General features: G+C 49.7%; 10 protein-coding genes and 4 tRNA genes. 8 read left to right on the forward strand and 6 right to left on the reverse strand.

All coding sequences use genetic code 11. From position 1 onward, the window contains the following. Positions 1-381: 381 nt before the first annotated feature. Positions 382-2,088 carry a hypothetical protein gene (locus F557_RS0107935; RefSeq protein ID WP_019001708.1) on the reverse strand — a complete coding sequence of 569 codons (1,707 nt, stop codon included), beginning with the start codon at positions 2,086-2,088 and terminating at the stop codon, positions 382-384. Between the two features lie 344 nt (positions 2,089-2,432). Here F557_RS0107935 and F557_RS0107945 point away from each other — a divergent pair. From F557_RS0107945 to xseA, 5 genes are all read left to right on the forward strand, one after another. Beyond that, positions 2,433-2,506, forward strand: a tRNA-Cys gene (locus F557_RS0107945). Between the two features lie 18 nt (positions 2,507-2,524). Further along, a tRNA-Cys gene (locus tag F557_RS0107950) sits at positions 2,525-2,598 on the forward strand. 18 nt (positions 2,599-2,616) lie between these two features. Then, positions 2,617-2,690 (forward strand) — tRNA-Cys (locus F557_RS0107955). A 450-nt stretch (positions 2,691-3,140) separates the two neighbouring features. Further along, positions 3,141-4,013: a methyl-accepting chemotaxis protein gene (locus F557_RS0107965; RefSeq protein ID WP_019001710.1), complete on the forward strand. Its 873-nt coding sequence runs from the start codon at positions 3,141-3,143 to the stop codon at positions 4,011-4,013. A 127-nt stretch (positions 4,014-4,140) separates the two neighbouring features. After that, entirely contained in the window at positions 4,141-5,877 is a 1,737-nt protein-coding gene (gene xseA, locus F557_RS0107975) for an exodeoxyribonuclease VII large subunit (RefSeq protein WP_019001711.1), read from the forward strand. An 8-nt stretch (positions 5,878-5,885) separates the two neighbouring features. Here xseA and F557_RS0107980 read toward each other — a convergent pair whose 3' ends face one another. Then, positions 5,886-9,224 carry a tellurite resistance TerB C-terminal domain-containing protein gene (locus F557_RS0107980; protein WP_019001712.1) on the reverse strand — a complete coding sequence of 1,113 codons (3,339 nt, stop codon included), beginning with the start codon at positions 9,222-9,224 and terminating at the stop codon, positions 5,886-5,888. A gap of 282 nt (positions 9,225-9,506) precedes the next feature. Here F557_RS0107980 and F557_RS21160 point away from each other — a divergent pair, with 282 nt between their 5' ends. Beyond that, positions 9,507-11,036: a tetratricopeptide repeat protein gene (locus F557_RS21160; protein WP_019001713.1), complete on the forward strand. Its 1,530-nt coding sequence runs from the start codon at positions 9,507-9,509 to the stop codon at positions 11,034-11,036. Between the two features lie 352 nt (positions 11,037-11,388). Here the strand turns inward: F557_RS21160 and F557_RS0107995 are convergent, their stop codons facing one another. From F557_RS0107995 to F557_RS0108010, 3 genes are all read right to left on the reverse strand, one after another. Continuing rightward, complete coding sequence (locus F557_RS0107995; protein WP_019001715.1) at positions 11,389-11,859, reverse strand: peroxiredoxin; 471 nt, start codon at positions 11,857-11,859, stop codon at positions 11,389-11,391. Positions 11,860-12,089: 230 nt separating this feature from the next. Beyond that, positions 12,090-12,971, reverse strand: a complete 882-nt coding sequence (locus F557_RS19305) for a rhomboid family intramembrane serine protease (RefSeq protein ID WP_019001717.1) — start codon at positions 12,969-12,971, stop codon at positions 12,090-12,092. Between the two features lie 66 nt (positions 12,972-13,037). Further along, complete coding sequence (locus F557_RS0108010; protein WP_019001718.1) at positions 13,038-14,924, reverse strand: rhamnan synthesis F family protein; 1,887 nt, start codon at positions 14,922-14,924, stop codon at positions 13,038-13,040. Positions 14,925-15,423: 499 nt separating this feature from the next. Here F557_RS0108010 and F557_RS21165 point away from each other — a divergent pair, with 499 nt between their 5' ends. Further along, the gene (locus F557_RS21165; protein ID WP_019001720.1) at positions 15,424-18,060 is read left to right on the forward strand and encodes a GGDEF domain-containing phosphodiesterase; all 2,637 of its coding nucleotides are present in this window, start codon (positions 15,424-15,426) and stop codon (positions 18,058-18,060) included. A 190-nt stretch (positions 18,061-18,250) separates the two neighbouring features. Here F557_RS21165 and F557_RS0108025 read toward each other — a convergent pair. Then, positions 18,251-18,327, reverse strand: a tRNA-Val gene (locus F557_RS0108025). A gap of 400 nt (positions 18,328-18,727) precedes the next feature. On the opposite strand from F557_RS0108025, the gene F557_RS19315 reads away from it, so the two are divergent. Beyond that, the gene (locus F557_RS19315; protein ID WP_019001722.1) at positions 18,728-20,614 is read left to right on the forward strand and encodes an IS1634 family transposase; all 1,887 of its coding nucleotides are present in this window, start codon (positions 18,728-18,730) and stop codon (positions 20,612-20,614) included. Positions 20,615-20,776: the final 162 nt, after the last annotated feature.

Raw genomic sequence — 20,776 nt, forward strand, 5'->3', positions numbered from 1 at the left:
TTTCAAAGGGGGGGGATTCTCCAAATACACTACAAACTACAAATATACCACTTATAGACGCGTGATGCCCTGCTTAAAGGCAGCCAAGTTTTTCAAAACATGATACCAGTCGTATTTCAGGGACTGTTTTCGGAATATCCGCTGTTAAAAAAATTCGTGACCGTGCCGTTTACGAGATAAAGTCTGTTTTTGTTAACAATATTATAACGTTATTTTTGATGCATGTAGCATATTTGAAAATTATTTTTGCCTTGCTTGCAAAAGTTCAATTTGCGGCTGCACCATCAGAGCGACTTTACTCAATGGTGTTTCAGTCAGTCTGCTGTTTCCTTTCCAGCGTTCGGGTGCGGTTTCAGGAGGTGGCCGGGGCTGAGACTTCGGCTATTTATCTTCGGGGGGATCCGGGAAATCCGCGGAAATTTTTGCGGCACAGGACTGGAGAAGCCTCAGAATGGTTTCCGGTGTCTGATTCTTATTCTGCTCGTAAATGGCCGCTCCTTCCATTGCAAAACGATACCAGGCGGTATTTACGCGATCATCAACATCTGCAGCCTTGTAGATTTCGTACCATTTTCTGGTTTTGGGAATGTTGAAAATAGTGTCGAGATCCTGTTCCGTGGGATCGTTGAATGAAAGATGCCAGCGGTAGTTTTCCGAAAGATGCAGACTGTTGACTACATCGTCCATTTCACGATTGGAGGTGTTCCCGGCCAGCATAATTAGCTGAACACGTTCATAGCTGGGGGAGCTTTTGGCATTCTTTTGGGACTTGGAGGCTGAAAAACGTCCTTTTTCGCTTATAAGGTAGTAATGCCGGGGCAGATGTCTGGTAGTGAAGGTAACCTCGCAGTCGATCTCCATGGCATCCTCGTTAGTGAGCTGGAGAGTGTTGACTCCCGAAGATCTGCATGCCGGATCCCCGGAAATTTCATCCGCCAGAGAATCGATATCGCTGGTACTGAGAATCATGGGGGTGGCGGTGGCGGCTATGACAATGGTGCTGATATTATTTCCGGCAGAGTTCGCGAATACGGTAATGTTGTTGCCAAAATAGTTTTCTGCCCGGTTTCTGATGACAAGGCCGTTGTTATTCCGGGAGCTTGAAATCCCTGAAAGGGGAAGCTTGCGCATTTCCTTTACAGTATAGGACGGATCCAGGAGCTTTCTGGTGATAAGATCCTCGTTCCGGGCATGAGTGAAGCTGACGTCCTGCGACAAGGCCTCGCGTATTGCCTCAGACTGTTCGTCAGGGGACAGTTGCGCAAAGTCTGACGAGAGATAGCGGTTTATGGAATTAACCGGAAGTCCGATGCCGGAAATTACAGAGAAGGGCTGGCGGTGATCAATTTCACTCTCCGAGAGTATGTGCACCAGTACGATGTTTTCCTGGCGGGAGACGGTCTCCCGGTCCTGGTCTCCGGCTTTCTCTGCTCCGGATTTTTTAGCGCTGCTGCTCTTTTCGGCAGCTTCCGGGGAACTGCTGCCGGAATCGCTGACGCCAAACGGCGATTCGTAGGGCTGGGACAGCGGAGTGTCCGGAGTCAGCCTGGAATAGAAGAGGTGAGTGCTGCGGCTGCCGCAGTCCAGATAGCCGATAGTAGAGGTGCCGAAGGTTTTGGTTTTCAGCTTGTTGTCCACAGAGCATTCATTGGTGATGTTTTCAAACAGTACCGCATCCGGAGTTTCCGGAACGTTATTTGCCGAGATCAGATTTCCGGTGAATTCCGAGTTTATAATGCTGCTTTTTACTTTTCCGGCGGAGTCTTTTCTTACGGCGATTACCTGGGCCAGGGGGGTCTTGTTTCTGTAGATGGTCAGCTGATAATAGTCGTCATTGTACTGAATGTCCTGAAAATTTATCCCTCCCGACAGAAGATTGAATGAGGAAGGGAACATGCGCACAGTCATGGGATTGAACTTGTCGTTGCTTTTTTTAGGGGTTAGCACATAGCTGAGATAGGTTCCGGAGAAGGAGGTGTTAATGTCGGATCCCAGGGTTACGGAATTCATGGCTCCTGCGACTTCTGCGCACATGATCAGGGCAATGCAGGATGCGAAAGCGGCAATCGGTTTAACCTTGAACAGCATTATTGACATCTCCTGTTTTTATCGGATTCGGTGGTGCCGAACCGGAAGTTTTCCGGAAGTCAGATCAATGATTACTGAAAATTATAGTTTTTCGGCAGAGGCTTTTGGACATAATTCTGATGAAAAGGATGCAAAATCATGACATCGTTTAAAAAATCGGCGGGAAACGGCGTTTTCTATAAAAAATATGCAGCCTGCCGGATATAGGATATTTTCAGAAAGTGCTGATAGTTCCCGATTTTCAGAAAATTTCATTTTGTTTTTGACAAGATATGTTTTTTCAGTATAATCATCTGCGTTCGCGAGCCATCCTGATAAAGAGGTCGCGGATGCCATGAAAACGGGGCGCGATAGCAAAGCGGTTATGCAGCGGATTGCAAATTCGTGTAGTTCAGTTCGACTCTGAATCGCGCCTCCACCTTTTACGGTTCTCACTGGCGCGATAGCAAAGCGGTTATGCAGCGGATTGCAAATTCGTGTAGTTCAGTTCGACTCTGAATCGCGCCTCCACCTTTTACGGCTCTCACTGGCGCGATAGCAAAGCGGTTATGCAGCGGATTGCAAATTCGTGTAGTTCAGTTCGACTCTGAATCGCGCCTCCACACTGCCTCGTTTTTTTCCTGACGTGTTTTCCATTAGCTCCGGCATTGTTCCGGTATTCGCTGATTATCCGTTTTCGGTAGTGATTTCGGTATTCAGACCAGTGTTTCTGAAAATGCACCGGCGAAACGGCAGATATTTCTATGAAAAAGTTTTCTGCCAGCTCTGCTTATTTCTCATTTTTGCTAACAAATCCTTGTTTTAAAGGGGTGAAAGCGAAAAATGTTGCCATTGTTCACAAATATTAAGCATTATTCCCTATATGATAAGAAAAACGCTGTCAGACTTTTCGGAGCGCTATTCTCGAAACAGAACCGGAATCTGACACCTGGTATTTTGATTTGAATAGTCGGGACGGCTGTGTCTGTGTCGGGATATAATTTGAGAGTGAGTAATTAAAGATGTTCTTGTTTAACAATAAATCAGAAAAATGCGCGCAGGAGCTGAAAAGCATGGCCGGCAAGGGAGCTGCTCTTGCTGACACTCTCTGTGCCCAGTATGATAATCTGAAGGCGATTGCCCAGGAGCTGAGAGATGATATGGACAGTTTCAATGAATCCGTGTCAGGTCTGGCCCAGTCCCATTCGGATTTTTCCGAAATCGGAAAGTTCAGCGATACAGTAAGCTCCTCCGGACGCCGAATTGTGGAATCCGTGCATGAGAGCATGCAGAATGTGGAGCTTCTAAAGGATGTGATTAGTTCCATAAGAACCGATATTGAGGATTTGCACGAGTTCCAGGACAAGTTTGTGAAATCCTTTACTGCTCTCAAGGAGCAGATGGACTCTATCAAGGAATGTACCCAGATTATTTCCACGCTGTCCGGCCAGACCAACCTTCTTGCTCTTAATGCCACCATCGAGGCCGCCAGAGCAGGCGAGCACGGCCGCGGATTTGCGGTGGTAGCCGGCGAAGTCAAGAAGCTTTCTCTGGATACCGCTGATGCCTCTTCCAAGATTGATTCAAGTGTGGAGAGCTTTACTAACCAGATTACCGCCATTATTGCCGAGGCGGACAAGAACCGGCAGCTTCTGGACGGGGTTTCTGCTTCAGCCGAGGACGCTATCAAGAAGTTCAATAATGTTAAGCAGCAGCATGACGAAAAGGTAACGGTGGTAAATGAAATTATCACCGCACTTACTGACGAATTCAATGTAATCCGGGAGAAGGTCACTGTTTCCGATAATTCCGACATTGTGGAGGAAATTGCTACAAGCTGCGGTGAGATCCAGAAGAAGGTGGCATCTGCTGCCAGACTCAACGAGGATATTGACAAGAATATCAAGGATGTTTCCGGTGTCTTTGACGAAATGAAGAAGGTCTGAGCACTGTTTCTCTGCTTTTGTTTCAGGAAATGCCCCAGGGTGTTTCCTTTTTTATTTTGCTCAAGCAGCTTCCGGAGTACGCCGGGCTGTTCTGCTGTTTCGCATTGTATTAAGCCAGGGGGGGAGGATGACTGAGAAAGCGGGATCGGGGACGGGTGCCCCTGGTGGCAGTCTGCTTCCAGCGGGAACACTTTCCGGAAGAGGTGCTTTGCGCTATGCGGCGGTTCCGGATTTTTCTCCGTTTCCGGAAACGGATCTGCTGGTTCCGGAAGCCGCCCCCCGCGTATATTCGGTATCCGAAATTGCGGCAGAGGTGCGCGAAAAGGTGGAGGTTATCAGGAACGTCCGTGTCAGGGGGGAGATTTCGGAATGGTCGTTGCGGAAAAATCTGTTTTTTTCTCTCAGGGATCAGAACAGTGTTATCAGATGCTGCATGTTCCGGATTCGCGGTATTCCGGCACCGGAGCAGAACCGTACCGGAAAAATGGCGGAGGTTACCGGAAGATTTTCCTACTATGCCCCGTCCGGTTCCCTGTCCTTTATTGCAGACAGCATCACCATAACAGACCGGGAAGGCCTGATTATGCAGGCTCTGCGGGAGGGGATCCGTTATCTTGAGGATAACGGCTATACCAGAAACCTGCTGCCGCTGCCCCCGCGTTCCCGCATTACTACCATCGGAATTGTTACAGCCCAGGGAAAGCAGGCCGTGCGGGATGCCGTGGGAACTATTAAAAAACGAAATCCTCTGGTGAACATTGTGCTTTACTACTGTGCGGTTCAGGGGGAGGCCGCTCCCGGCGAGATTATGAATGCTATCTATCTTGCCAATATGAGGAGCTACAGGGACCGCTGCGATGTGCTTCTGGTGGTGCGCGGCGGAGGCAGTCTTGAGGATCTGTCCTGTTTTAATGATCTCCGTCTTTGTCTTTATGCAACGCAGACCCGCATTCCCATTGTTACCGGGATCGGTCATTCGGCAAATGATACACTGCTCGACCACGTGGCTTCGTTCAAGGCGATTACCCCTACGGCAGCGGCGGAGGCGGTAACCACGGATCTCCGGGATGCAGAGCAGTATCTTAATTCCTGCCAGCAGCGTTATGAATCTGTCATGCTTAAGCATCTCTCAGGACTTCAGAATCATCTTGGACACCTCGGAAGCCGTATGAACAATGTTTCTCCCCTGGTGTTTGCCCGGGAGCAGAATCGCAATCTTTCTCACCTGGAACAGCGGCTCTGCTGGGCCTTTGGCGGTCTTTTGGCGGAGCGAAGACAGTATCTCCTGAATCTGCGCTCGCGTTTTGACATTGTCAGAAGCAGTGTCCGGAACAGCCAGAATCGTCTTCAGGATCTGGAACGGCGTCTTATCCGGAATTCTCCGCAGAAATGCCTCCAGGAACGGGCCGGAAGACTTCTGGATCTTAAGAACCGGCTCAGGGCTGCCATGAACGGCAGCATTAATGAATCCCGAAGCCGGATTCATGACATCGGGATTTCCTTTTTGCGTGTCAGTCCGGATCTGTCGGGATATCATCACCGTCTGGATCTTCTGCTTAACAGGATGCGTGAAAATGTCACGGCAGGAATCCTGGATGCCAGGCGTTCTCTTGAGGTGTGTGCCGGAAGGCTTAATGCCAGGAATCCCCTGACACTGCTCAGTCAGGGCTATGCCATTGTATCGCGGGCCTCCGGAGGCATTGTCACCTCCGGCAATACCAGAAAGGGGGATACGGTAGGCATCCGGGTGCTCGGAGCGTCATTTACCGCTGAAATCACCGGCATGGAACTCCGGAATGACGAAACAGCTGCCGCACCGGAATCCGGAAGCCTGCCGGAGGAGGGAGAGTTTTCTGATGAGTGAGCCTAACGCTAACCCGGATCGTCCTGCAGGAGGTCATTAAGAAGATCCCGGTCAAAAAACATCGGATCGTCTGCTTCGATAAGAGTGCAGTCCAGATGTTCCAGGGCCCAGCTGTTGATGATTTCCATGGCTCCATCGCTCATCAGTCCGAAATCGCGGCAGACCTTCCGGAAATCCTCTTCTGAAAATTCTCCCAGCTGACAGAGCCGCAGGATTAGCTCCCGGCAGTTTTTCGGGAGCAGTCCGAATATGGTTTTTCCGGAGATGACGCCATCCTGATTCACAATATCTGAAAGATCCTCCGGCGGCATGCTGTCTGCCGAATCCTGTTTCTCATTTTCCGGGGCAGCGGGTTTGCCGAGAGCTCTGTTCAGGGGAGTCCCCATGTTCCGGGCCGTTTCCTTTATGTTCTCGGCGGGAACGGCTTCTTCTGCCTGCTCGGAGAATATCGGAGCCAGAATTTCCTGAACCTGCGTAGTTTCCTGATATTTCTTTCTGATAAGTTCCGGATCCAGCATGGGGGAGGATCTGTTTTCCTCCGGCATTCCGAAAGCGCTCGGCCCTCCTTTTCCGGACAGAGGAGGTAATATCCGGGAGTCCGCTCCCGGATTCCGCTGGAATTTATTAAGGATTTCCGTCATAAATTTCCCCTGAAGGTGCAGATTTATGACGGAAATGTTTTTAAAGGTAGCGGCCGGATCCCCTCCGGAGATCACAATATGCATCATGCGCTTCAGAAGATCCTGTTCTGTTTCGGAAAAGGTTCGCAGAGACAGTTCGCCTCCCGGACGGCAGGACCGTCCTGAGGCCTGCCGTATGGCGGTGATTTCGGAGGCGTAGATTGTAAGCCCCTCTGCTTCTGAAGCCGGCAGATTGGAGGATTTGATCCAGGTTTTAAAGAATTCCAGAAGTTTTCCCTGAACCGTGTATACCGTGGCGGCATCCAGGGCAATCCGGAAGCAGAGCAGTGCTCCGGCGCTCTGCCTGAGGGGCGGAAGCGGAGGCTGATGTCTGAAGGAGAAGCTGCTGAAGGCGCTTACCATTTCCTCATAGCGTTCGTAATCCGGGTTCGGGAACATTGCTACCCCCAGAATCTCTGTGGTGTACCGCAAAATTTCAATGCAGAGCCGCTGTTTTCCCAGATGGCTGATTCTGAATGCCTTTTTCAGATCCTGACTGCTCCAGAAGCCTTCATTTGTCAGCCGATCACGGAATACGGTCAGGGATCCGGGGAGTGGCGTTCCGCTGCCATTAATGCCATGCTCTATAATCCGGTAGACAATGTCGTTCTGGATGTTGCTGCCGGCTGTGGCAAGATACTGGTGAATGATGCTCTGCCGGAGCTTGATAGATTCCGAGAGCTTGCAGATCTCCTTCTGGATATCCGGGTCTGCGCGGAACAATCTGGGGAAGTACGCTGTGAACACCTTTGCCTTGTAGTCCGTCAGAGCTCTGAAGAGTCCGGTGAAGCTGCAGGGAATGGTGTCGGGAACGGCGCTTCTGACAAATTCCGTGAAGAGTTCCGGTTTTTCAGAAAGGCTTTTCCGGAACAGCATTCTGGCATTGGCATAAAGAAGCCGGGAGGAGTCTCCGGAAAACCTTACAGACCTGGTATAGCTGTCCTGGTTCAGGATGTATTTCTGAAACATGAGATCCTGAATTTCCTCCGCGGTGGCTGGAGGAACAGGGTTCCCGGATATGGTCCGGCCTTTTCTGATGGGGGGCTTTCCGCTCAGAGCAGCCTCCAGACTGCCATAGCACCAGGCCAGCATGGAAAGTCTCAGGTTCGCGTAGGGGCCGAAAAAAGGAGTTGTGAAGATCAGCTGGCGAATACTGTTTGTTATTTCTTCCGGCCAGAGAAGAAGGTAAATGGAGATATCCTCGCCCATAACAGAGAGAATCTTTCTGTAGTCGCAGGAGAAGGAGTTGTTTATTCTGAGCAGGTTCTGAAAGCTGTGCAGAAGCCAGGAGTAGGCCCGAATCCGGTTTGTCTTCGAGATGGTGCCGAGAAAACCCTCAGCCAGAAGACGGTATTGCAGATTTCCGGACACTGCAGCCAGTACGGTTTCCGAGGGCGGGTACAGCTCGGGATTCTGCAGGCTCAGGGCGAAGAGCTTTCTTCTGTCGGCAGAAGTGCTCCCGAAGGTGCTTACGGGTTCCTGGGGGACGGATACCTCCGTGGGGCGGAAGTTTATCGCAAAATTCCAGAAGGTATTGTCAGAGACTTCCCGGGTATCAGCATACAAATAGGCGTTTGGGACTGCCACGTCCATGATGTAGAGAATACTGGTGTCATAAAATTTCAGGCGTTCCGGGCAGATAAAGCGGATTTTACGGGCATTGGCACAGATTTCGGACTGATAGGCGCCCGGAGGAACGTCTGCGCTGGCGAAAACCGGTTCCGGAAAATCCGCAAAGGTGCCCAGGAGATCCCGGAATATTCCGGCCGTTTTCTGAACGATGACGCTGATTTCCTCAACTGCGGAGTGATCGGAGCTCTGATTCCTTTTTTTCTGGAGGCTGTACTGGTAATATTTCAGAAGCTCATCGATATACCAGCATTCCGTATCAGAAACCGCGGGGATCCGGCAGCTGCTGTTCAGCGTTCCGAGTTCACTCAGAATGGTGAGAAATTTCTTGAAATTGCCGCTTCCGGGAGCCAGCGGCTTGAGATATCCTCCCTTTTCGGAAAGAACTGTTTTAATGATGCCGCAGGACAGTAATCCGGAGAAGCAGTACTGAAGGTAGAGCTGTCCTTCAGCGGGAAAGGGGGTTTTTTCCAGATAATCCTTGAGAGCGATGCGCTGCTCCGAAGTCAGTTCCCCGTTCGGAGCTGCCAGCCAGATGGCTTCAAAAAGGTGCACAAAAACCAGAAAGCCGCTGATTTTTTCTTCTGCTACCCGCATCCGGTGTGCCGCCAGCGCGTTGGTGTTTTTGTGCCCGACATAGGTCCGGGCGGCAACGATGTCCGGATCACTGAAAAGGTCATAGCCCTGACAGATGATAAAACGGCTGTAGGCGGAAAAACCGCCGGTAAAGTTCCCGGGAGGCGCAAACTCGGCTTGCACCTCCTTTTTGAGAAAAGTCCGTATGGTGCGAAAAATCTCTCCGGGGGAACCGCTTTCCAGTTCTGCGGTGTCCAGATAAAGGATTTCAAACAGTTCCCGGAGGCAGGTGTTCAGCATTCTGACATTGCCGATCTGGAGGCGGAACTGCTTCAGGATATCTCTGAAAGACGCGGGGATGTAGGAACTTCCGGTCATCTCGCTGAGACGAAAGCTTCTGTTCGGGGCCGGGTTTTTCAGAGATATTCTGACTATGTTGGAGCCTGACGGTGCTCGTGCCATCTTTGTTGCATCTCCGGTTGGTGGTAAAAGCTGGAGCATTCATTATACCCCGATCTTTGGTCATGCATTGCAGAAACGGGAAATGCGGCGTGTTTTATGGGAGATATCTGCAATTTTTTGCAAGTGGGGCTTGCCGGAGAGGGAATTCGTGGCAAAAAACAGTCGGATTGCACATTAAATGCAAGCAACAGGATGTTTAATTAAGGCGATCAAAGTATAATATGCGAGGCTGGATATGGATGTCTGCTTTTTCCCGGGATCTGAAGGCTCCGGGGAAATGTTTTGAAGTACGAAAACAGGTTTAAGGATATGCGCTGGTACCTGAGTGGCATGATGATATGGGGGATAACGCTTCTGGGGGCTCTGGAGGCTCAGGCGGTTTCTGTCAAGTCATGCACGGATGCTCGAATAGAAACGGAGCTTTGTCAGAAAGCTGTGGCCGGGGATGGTCAGGCTCTCTATGATGTGGGGATGAAGTTTTTCAGAGGACTGGAGATCAATCAGGATATTCCGGAATCCTTTGGCTGGTTTAAGGCGTCCTCTGATCGGGGCTTCGGGCCGGCCTTTACCCAGCTGGGAAAAATGGCTGAGAACGGACAGACCGGAACCCGGGATTATGTCCGGGCCTACAGGATGTACCGGGCCGGGGGGTCGGCCGGAGATCATGAAGCCGAGTACCGTCTCGGTCTTCTGTATCTGCACGGCTATGGCGTGCTGCAGGATAAGGCGAAGGCTGCCGAATGGCTGAAAAAAGCCCGGGATGGCTATTATGCTCCGGCCGAGGATGCTCTGAAGCCGATTCTTGAGGAGCTGACCCGGAATCAGATTTCCGATAAGGAGCGTTTCGGAAAGGGGACTGATAAAAAGAATTTTTACGGACAGAAGAATACCCTGACAAAGCCTTATGTTCCCAAAGCTGCTGTAAATTCGGAAGAGCTGGGGTTTATGGATTTCATTAACTCCGAAGCTCCCTGGTGGGCCGTTCCGGCTATTTTTTCGAGTATTCTGCTTTACATTGTTTTCAAGCTGGTGATGATTTTCCGGGAACACCGCAACAAGAGGGAAATAATGAAGGATCTGGTACGGAGGGCTATTGTCAGAAGTGCTCAGTATCAGCAGTATGAGGGCAGAAATGGCTGGATGAAGCAGGAGACTCCGGCGAAGAATCCGGTCGGTAACGTTCAGGACAGCACCTTTGCTGGCAGCGACCCCGCCGGCAGCTTCAGAGTGAAGCAGATCGAGGAACTGGTAAAGGCGATCTGGGGAGATAATGACGAGCTCATGAAGGTGATCGTCAGGCTGGCGGCACTTACTCCTGACAGCAGTGAATATGTACCCTGTCTGGACAGCATGAGCCAGCATATTACTAAAGCCCGGGAAAAGCGCCCGCTGGGCAATAACATCGCCGAGCTGGACCTTCTGGTAATCAGTCTTGAGCAGGTTCTGGAGGAAGCGGTACAAACCATTTCCAAGACTTCCGGCGGTAAATTCTCCGGCAATTACCGCTATCTTGCTACCAACATTGCCAGAGGTGTCTGGAATATCACGGACGAATCATATGCAGAACGCATTGGAAACGTGATTATTAATACTATCGGGCATTATGAAAAGCATGACTCGGGAGTGGTAAGCGCCCTGTCACCTTCTGTCAGGACGGCGGTGGTGAATATTCTGGGAGAGCAGGGCTCCTCCTACCGGAGTCAGAGCAAGCTTCTTTCTGAAAACCTGAAGTTCACTGACTGTACTCCCATAGAGTCGGAGATGATATTAGGCGGGCTCAAGTTCTTTGCCGTGAGAAGAGCGGTGTCGTAGCCTGCGTTTACAGCTGACAAGCCCCCGTTTTCTCTACACAGTAACGGTACAGAAAGCGGGGGTTTTTGTCTTGGAGAGGGCCGGAAGAAGGTGGCCTGCTGTCTTTCGCCGGTATTAAAAGAGAAGCCTGAAGCAGGGGGAATTTAACAGCATTTCAGAACCAGAGGTTTATCCTGTTATCGTTTTCCTGCTTCTTTGCTGTCTTGCTCTCAGGGGGAACTGGCAGAAATCATGCGCTTCTCCGCTCAGGGCCGGCGCACTCCGGTAATAGCAGCTTCTTTATGCGGTCTGCTTTTTTCCGGGGCGGTTGGGGGTAGCTGGCCGGAAGTATTTGTTCTGCTTCCGGAATTATTCAGAGGCTCGCAGCTTTAAGAAGCTCCAGCATTTCCCCGGGATTGTCTGTCGCCTTTACTCCTGAGAGAGCCTTAAGAAGAATGCCGTTCTCATCAATCAGAAATGCAGAACGGACGGTGCCTTCCTTTGTCCCCTGTGCCGTCTTCTTCGGCTGGAGGACCTCATATGCCCGGTGCACTGTAAGCTCCGGATCCGAGAGCAGCGGAAAGGGGAGTGCCAGTTTTTCCTGAAAACGGAGATGGGACGCTGTGCTGTCCCGGCTTACTCCCAGGATTACTGTTTGAAGTTCCTGGAAAAGGGAATAACGCTCTCTAAAGCCGCAGGCCTGCTTCGTACAGCCCGGAGTATTGTCCCGGGGATAGAAGTAGAGGATAATCTTTTTTCCGCGATAAAGCTTTGGAGAATGGAGGTTTCCGTTCTGATCCGGAAGACAGAAATCCGGTGCCGGGGTTCCTTCTTTAAGCGCCATAGGCCGCTCCTGTTTTCTGAAAGCTGATTGCTGCACTTTTTTTTGCAGTATTCCTGAAGATCCGGGGATTAGCGGCAGCAGATAATCCCATCAGACATTTTTCCTGCCGGTCTCTATGAAGATTCCGGCTTTCTGAAACAGTGTCCTGCGGGGAAGTCTGAGGGATCCGGGGCCCTTACCCTTAATTCATTTCCTGGCGGTAACGGTTACTGCTGCCGGCGGCTATCATTTTACGGATCGTTTCTGAAGGTCAGGCTTCCTGTTCTGAGAAGAAACAGATCCAGCCCTCCCATGGCCAGGCCGGCAATAAGTCCGCCCACATGGGCGGCATTGGCAATGCCGTTCATAAAGAGACCTGCCACCACGATCATTATCAGGGTGATGATAAACAGTCCCGGCATCATCCGCATCCGGACGGGAAGTGCGGGGTAGCGGGAGATTACTGCCAGGTAGCCGATAACACCGTCTACAGCTCCGGAGAGCCCTCCGAAGTTTTCCGGAGCCATCTCATGCTCCCCGGCAAGGATGCAGTATTCGGAAACATTTCCCACAATGGCAGCAATCACCAGGAGAACCAGCAGTCTGGAGCTGCTCAGAAACTTTTCTATCTGCCATCCCAGAACACCGAAGATAACGGTGTTGAAGGCGATATGCATGAGTCCGAAATGCATGAAGGCCGGGGTTATGATACGCCAGTATTCCCCCTGCCTGAATTTTTCCGCATTCAGCGACAGGGCATCGAATACCGGCCTGGAGAGTCCGCTGTCCATAAAGCTCTGCAGCAGAAATATTACAATGCAAACAGTGATGGTGAGTCCGGTAACTGTGAAAATGCTTTTAAGAGGGATGGCACATCCTCCATTGTCCGGAAGGGCGATGCCGCGATCATTGCTCCCGGAATCCCAGGCAGCCTGTACAAGAACAGTCTCCGGATTTTCCTGATTTTTGAGGTAATTCATTTCCTTTAACACCAGAAAGTCTTCCTCGTCCCGCAGAGATTCCAGAACGTAGGCCCCGTCCTCCTCGAAAATTCTGACCTGAATTCCCTTGCCGGCAAAATAGTCCCGGTAGGAAAGCACCAGGTTTCTGTGAGGGGTCTTTAGTATGCGCATTTGAGCTGTATCCGTTTTTCTGAATCTGTCCCGTATAAGCCCCGGATTTCTCAGGGCGGTGTATCATCAGTCCTCGTTAAGGTATTTGAACCTTTTGTTTATGGAAGGAACCTTCCCCAGGGTAAGCATGTTCAGCACGGCGTACTTCTGAACCTTTTCCCGGCGGCCCCGTTCCAGACTGTCGGTAAGATGGCGGAAGCTGTTGATGGTTCTGGCGTAGCCTTTTTTGGGGAGTACCTCAAAAATGGTCCTGTTATAGGCTCTTTCAATTCTGAGAAGATTGGCCATATAGATCGAGGCCCCCTCGGTGCTCATTACAGTCCCGGCGTAGAATCCCTGGTTCTGGGCAATGTACGGCATTACCGCCATCCGGGCGGCAGCAGCGGGATGATTCTTCGGGGAGGTGCTTCCCTGAGTCTCCGGAATCTCGCTGTAGCTCCAGCCGGTATCGAACAGCGGGGCCACGGCACAGGTCCGGAACCAGAGCATGGATCCGGGAATCTGGAGCGGAACAGGATCCTCCGGAACCTGAAGCTTCCATTCCCGGAGAAGTTTTTTGATTTCGGGTTTCATGCTGTCCTGCTCATCATACTCGGAAGCGTATTCGGTGCCCCACTTAATGGCCGGAGCAGTGAGAATTCCCAGCCGGGGATTGTCTATGAAGGTACTGATAACATTGCCGATAAAGGCAGCGCTTACTGCTAGGTTTTCCGCGCTGTTTCTGAATATTTCATTCCGGGAGCCCCAGTCTGCCGCCTCAATGGAACCGGGGCCCTGCATCACACAGACGAAATCATAGTTCTTGACTGTTTTGGCCAGATCCAGCAGCAGTGCGGCGGCGACACCGCCTTTCCTGAGCTCCTTGCGGCAGAATTCCAGCCGGTGCGAGAATTTGGTATGAATAATGTTGCGGGCCTCGTCCAGCACCTTCTCGTCCGGTGAAACAATGTAGATGTCTGCCAGGGGCTTAAAGCCCTCGGTAAGATCATATACCGCCCGGAGATCCTCCAGGCTATCCACGTAAAGAAGCAGGAGCAGCCGGCTTTTGAGGATCTCGGAGACGTTTTTGCGGGGGCGGCCGTCCCCCTCGAAGATCCAGGAGATACAGAGCTGATCCCGGATTTCCGAAAGACTGCGCTCCGCCAGGAGATCCTGCCAGATGAGCTCCGATGGATAATCGGTTTTTTCGGTGATGAACTGCAGTGTCTGTCTGGCCTGACTGCCCCGGCCGTGATCCAGATAGGCCTCGGCACTGCCGGTGAATACTTCCTTTTTTACCAGAGGCGCACTTTCATAAAGAGCTTCCAGCGGAAAAAGTGTTCCGGAATACCAGATTCCGGCACTGCGTTTGGACTGTACATAGGTGCTCAGTTTGAAATTTTCCTGCGCCAGCCGGTCCAGGAGGGGGATTTCAAAGCCGGCAACCTGTTCGGGAATCGAGTTCCAGATAACATCCTTGCGGCTGAAGAACTCCTTGAAGACACTGCCGGTGAAAACGGATTTTTTGAAGGCGATGAAGCTGAAGGCGGAATCCTCCGGCCTGGTAAATTCGGGGGAATCCTGTTCCTTTATAAAGCTTTCCGGATTCTGGGCGAAAACGGTCCAGAGGTCGCAGTTCAGGAATGAATCCTCCATTTTTCTGAAAAGCTGATCCAGCGGAAACACCGGACCGTATACGAGGTCATCGCACAGGATGATTTCATCGTATTTTTCCGGATCCCGGACATTTTCCCATCCCTTGATAAAGCTGTTTGCCGAGGTTCCGGGAGTGCATCTTTCCACAATCTGAATTCCAATCCGCCCCAGATTTGTCCGCTCTTCGGGAACCAGGGCCCGGGGAGTTACAAAAATGATGTCATGGCACCAGGGGAGCAGGTTTTTAAGAAAGTGGTGCACATAGGGCGCTACGATCCCCTGGATTCCTGAATAGCTGTAGATTGCAAGTCTTTTCATCCTTTACACATCCCTGAGAGGCCAGACGGAGCCGGTGGCATTCTGCGACCGCTTTGTTCCTGTATCCGTCTGTCCGGAAAATTACTTTTTCAAAAACACTGTATTATACAGGTACAACGGCAAAAAACTGTTAACAGGGCGCTGTTTAGCATTGTTTTTGCTGTCGGAACCGGATTTTTGCGGAGCAACGGCAAATCTCCGGCGTTTTTCGTCAGACGACAGCGAACTTGCAATTATCTGAAACCGGTCACATGATTTCGGAGTTTTTTGTCTGAAAGTGAAAAAAAGCGCTCATTTTTTATTGTGGAAATATGTAAAACTGTTACGGAGTATGAGAGTTTATGCTGAGTTCCGTTTTCGGGGCTACGGTTTTAATTATTATAATGATGGTGCAGATACCTTGCTGGAGAATCTTTCTTTTGCAGGGACTCCAGGCCGAGAGCTACGGGCCATCCCCGGTGGCCGGTCTTGAATTTCTGATCTGCTCCAGGATTTTGAGATGATTTATTCAGATTCGGAAAACAGGTTTGAATATCTGAACAGCAGGCTGGGAGAGATTTCCGGTAGCGCTGCTCATTTTGCGCATTACTCTGCACTGCCCGGAGGTTTTCTGGCCTGCTGGGCCGATGCTCCTGGCGAGATTATCTATGCTAACAGCACCCTGATGGATATCATGGAGTGTCAGACTCCGGAGGACTTCCTGAGAATTACCGGAGGAACATGGCATCGCCTGGTCTCCGATACCGACATTGCCATTATTTCCGGCAGCCTCCTGAAATGGCGGGACGAAGGGGGGATGTCAAGCGACATGTTCCATTTTGTAGGGAACTGTCCTTCAGATAATAGCTGGAAGCGGGATGTAGAGCTGTTCTGCCGGTTCCTAAGGGATGAGGTTCTGGGGGATCTTATCTATTTTTTCATTGTCTTTGCCCGGGATGAAAGGGATATTCTGACTGATTTTCCGTCCATGTCCCGTTTTCTGAAACTTTCTAATGACGTCGAGAGCATTATTGCCAGAACCGGTGAGTTCCCCGCCATGATCTCCTTCAACCTTAACGGCCTTAAGATGTATAACGAGAAATATGGCATTTCTGGAGGGGATGCCCTTATTGTCAGCTTTGCCAATATTCTCAAGAAGTACTTCGGTATCATGAACTGCTCCCGTTTCGGGGAGGATCATTTTTACGCCTATACGCCAGTCGGCGGGCTGGAGAACAAGCTCAACAGAATTTTTGAGGAAATGGCCAGGGTAAATGAAGGCAACACCCTTTCTGTCAGGGCTGGAATTTATGTTCTGGATCCCGAGGATGCCCCCCTGAGCTCCAGCAGCGCCTGCGACAAGGCCAGAATAGCCTGTGACTATGAAAGAAAACGCCATGAATCCTGTTTCGTTTATTACGATAAAAAGATCCGCAATGAAATTCTGAACCGTGATTATATTATCGGACATATTGACGAGGCTCTGGAAAAGGAGCACATCCAGGTCTATTACCAGCCGCAGGTGATTTCCCAGAGCGGAAAGCTGTGCGGCTACGAGGCTCTGGCCCGCTGGATGGATCCTGAAATGGGCATGGTCTCCCCCGGGGTATTTATTCCCGTGCTGGATGACTACGCGCTTACCTACAAGCTGGATCTTTACATAATCGAGCATGTGGCCCGGGATCTGGTGGAGGCCATAAGACGCGGCATCAGTGTGGTTCCGGTATCCTTTAATCTTTCCCGCACCGATTTTGTGAAGTGTGATCCCTTTACCGAGGTCGTTGCCATTGCGGAACGCTACAGTCTTCCCCGGGAGCTCTTCAAGGTGGAAATTACCGAAACGACGGTAATGGCGGATATCAACAAGATGAAGGGAGAGATCAACCGTTTCCATGAGGGCGGATTTGATGTTCTTATGGATGATTTCGGCAGCGCCTATTCATCGCTGAGCACCCTGAGAGATTTTGAGTTTGACGAAATAAAGATCGACATGGGCTTCATGAGGAATTTCAGTCCCCGGTCGAAGGCTATAATCAAACCGATTGTAAACATGGCCAAGGCCCTGGGGATTCATACTCTGGCCGAGGGGGTGGAAACGCAGGAGCAGCTGGACTTTCTGAAGGTAATCGGCTGTGAAATGATTCAGGGATATTATTTCGGGAGACCGGAACCTTTTGAAATGGCTCTGGAAACCGGAAAGAGACTGACCAGGAATTATGAACAGATGCTCTGCAAGAGTTCCAGTCTGGTCTATTCCAAAAATGCGGAAAGAGCCTCCGATGACGGAAGGACTGTCGTTCCTCTTTCCGGAAAGCCGGATCAGGAATCGGTTTTCCGGAGCATTGCCGGACTGTTTACCGATATCATCAGCATTGATCTTAGAAGCAATGTCTGCGAAGAGGTGGTTTCCAGCTACGAGATGCACCGTTTTCTGGATCTGGGAACCCGGAATTTAAATCAGAAGCTTTTTGATGCTGTGGCAGCGCTTATAAAGCCGGAGTATCACTACAGGCTGATGAAGTTTTTGGATTTTTCCACCATTCCCGAGCGCCTGCAGGACGTCACTTCCATTTCCTGCGATTTTCAGAACGTGGTGGACGACTCGTTTTTCAGAATGGAGCTCTTTTCTCTGGAAAGCAATGAGCGGGGCGAGGCTGTCAGAATTCTCTATACCGCGAGACAGGTGGATCCGGATCTGATAACCGCAGAGCACTTCAAGACTGTAACCCATGCTCTCCGGCATGTATATTCGGCTCTGGTTGCCTTTAATCTGGAGGAGCGGACCTTTACTCCCTACTTTATGCCGGTATCCATGATGGAGAGAACCGGTGTTACCAGTCAGCCTTATGATCTGGCCAGAAACATATTTATTGAAAAGTTTGTTTCCGACAAGTACAAGGAGAGGGTATACCGCTTTACCGATCTTGCGACCCTAGCGGATCGCATTGCAGATAAAAGGCAGCTTTGCATCACCTACCAGAACCCGGCGAGCGAATGGTGTCTTCTGACATATATTCCCTCCAAATTTGAGGATGGCCGGCTGGTGCAGGTGCTGACTGCGGTGCGTAATCTGGCGCACCAGAAAGATGAGCTTCCGGTCAATTTGACTGATTTGCAGCCAAATCAGCAGATCTGGGATGTCTGCGAAACCGGGTAGGCTGCCAGGATGATGCGGATTAGCGGGGAGGTTTTCCCCGTTTTTTTTGCTTCAGATAACTGTCAGGAGATGAAATAACAGATTGCAGGAACAGATTCCGGATCAGCCAGGTTTGGGGACAGAAAACAAAACACGAACAACAGTGATTGCAAATGAAAAAGGGAAAAATAAAAGACTTCGAAGAAAAGAATGGTGCGTCTGATTGAACTCGAATCAACGACCCCCACCATGTCAAGGTGATGCTCTAACCAACTGAGCTACAGACGCATTCTGAAGAAACGCTTTACGCTGAAAGCTCGCTCATTATAGCCGAAAAACCCGGGTTGTAAAGCTTTTTCTGAAAATATTTCATTGCTGTTTCAGGAAAACGTTCTCACTGATCTTCGAATCTGCAGTTTTATGACTCGCCTCCCGGTTCATCCTGCCGTGCGGAGCGGTGATTTTGCAGACGGAAAAACAAAGGCGCTTTTCAGGGCGCCTCTTTCAGGAATATCGTAAAACTGGTAGCCGGTGATAATCGGAAGTTCGACAGTTGATCTTAAACAAGATTGCCCGAAGCCCAATGGTGGCTTGCTTTTTTGCCTAAAAAGTTATTAAAAAATATTGCGTAACATTCGTAATATGTTATACTATAGTTTGTCTGTTGAACTAACCATCCGCTGTTACCATGAGACTAAGCCACACCGGAAAGCCGGACAACTACTATTACTTTGTTATTGAAGACTGCCGGACAGAAACTGGCAGGAGAACATCAAGGACGATTGAGAAGTTAGGTTGTGCCAGTGCCATAAGAGAGAAGTATAAGGTTGATGACGCTGAAGCCTGGTGCAGGAACTATGTGAATTCACTGAATGCCAGGGCGTTGAAGGAAAAGTCAGAAAAACAGCGTGAGATTGTAATCAAACTCAGGGAGGATCACCTTAAGGACAAGAAAAGCAACATCTTCAATGCTGGCTATCTGATTCTGGAGAAACTGTACTACGAGTTTGGAATGAACCGGATATGCGAGGAGCTTCAGGACAAACATCCTCACATTACCGGATATGACCTTACAGAGGTTCTCAAGGTCATGCTCTTCGGACGGATCCTGTTCCCATCGTCAAAACTGGCACTGGTTAATGACTTCCAGCACAGGTTCTTCGAAAAGTATGAAATCGAACTGCAGCACATCTACAGAGCCATGGATGTTCTAAACGAAGACGTCAGTCTAGTTCAGGACAGACTGTATCAGTACACAGCGAATGTCTGCGAACGTGATGTGAACCATCTCTACTACGACTGCACCAATTTCTATTCTGAAAAGGAACTGGAAGATTGTGACAGGGATGATATGCCGGATGATTGGAAGAAGAACCATACACTGAGAAAATACGGCAAATCAAAAGAGAATCGTCCAAATCCAATCGTCCAAATGGGGTTATTCATGGACGGCAACGGTATCCCTCTGGGGTTCTGTATCAACCCCGGCAATACCAATGAGCAGACGACCATAGTTCCACTTGAAAAAGAGCTTATAAAGAACTTCAAAACGACTGATATCACAGTCTGTACCGATGCGGGGCTTTCGGGTGATGCCAACAGATCTTTCAACAATGTTGGAGAAGATGACCTGCTGGTAAAAATGGGATTCCGCGGGCAGCGGCACTTCATATGCACCCAGTCAATCAAGAAACTGAAACTCCATCTGAAGGAATGGTCTTATTTTTCTCTTGATACAGCCGGAAAGCGGGTGACTAAAACAAATTTTGATCTCAGCAAACTGTCTGATCCAGCCTGCTATGCAGAGCATTATCACACGATTTTTTTCAAGGAGCGGACAACAGCTGAAGGCATGGATGCCAGACTGATTGTCACATTCTCCATCAAGTACTACGAATTTTTGAGGTCTCTGAGAGAACGAAAAATCAAAAGAGCAGCAAAAATGATTGAGAACAGGACTTTTGACCGTGAAAGTGACCATAGCCCCAAATCTCTCATTGAAAAGACGTATTCAACAGAAGATGGTGAAATAGCTGTTAATGCCTCTGCTTTCCTAAACACTCAAAAGATAGAGGAAGATGCTAGGTTTGACGGCTTTTATGCTGTAACTACAAATATTTTTGCTGACAAGATGCCTGCCGAGCAGATTGCTGCAATCAGTGCCCGGCGGTGGGAGATTGAGGAATGTTTCCGGATTATGAAAACAGATCTGGAATCACGGCCTTTCTATCATAGCAAGGATCAGAGGATAACGGCTCATTTTCTTGTTTGTTTTATGGCTCTGGTACTGCTTCGAGGAGTTGAACAGAAAATTGCTTCCTTAAACGAGAATAAACTGAAGTATCCCGACGGAAAATACTCAATTGAACAGATAATTCAGGCTTTGAAGGACATACGTGTAATAGAGGTAGATAACGGCAATGGTTATCAGCCTGACTACAACAACTCAGAACTCATTTCTGATCTCCTGGAATGTTGTGGACTCACAGAACTGACCCATGAGGTAGTGATGAAAGACACAATGAAAAAAATTTCGGCAGGCCCTAAAAAGCTGAAACAGCCTAAAACTACCTAGCATTACAAAAAATCTTATCTAGCAAGGATTTGCAGAGATCTATGTTACGCAAACTGTCGAACTTCGGATTATAGCCGAAAAACCCGGGTTGTAAAGCTTTTTCTGAAAATATTTCATTGCTGTTTCAGGAAAACGTTCTCACTGATCTTCGAATCTGCAGTT

The organism is Succinimonas amylolytica DSM 2873 (assembly GCF_000378405.1).
GTDB lineage: Bacteria > Pseudomonadota > Gammaproteobacteria > Enterobacterales > Succinivibrionaceae > Succinimonas > Succinimonas amylolytica.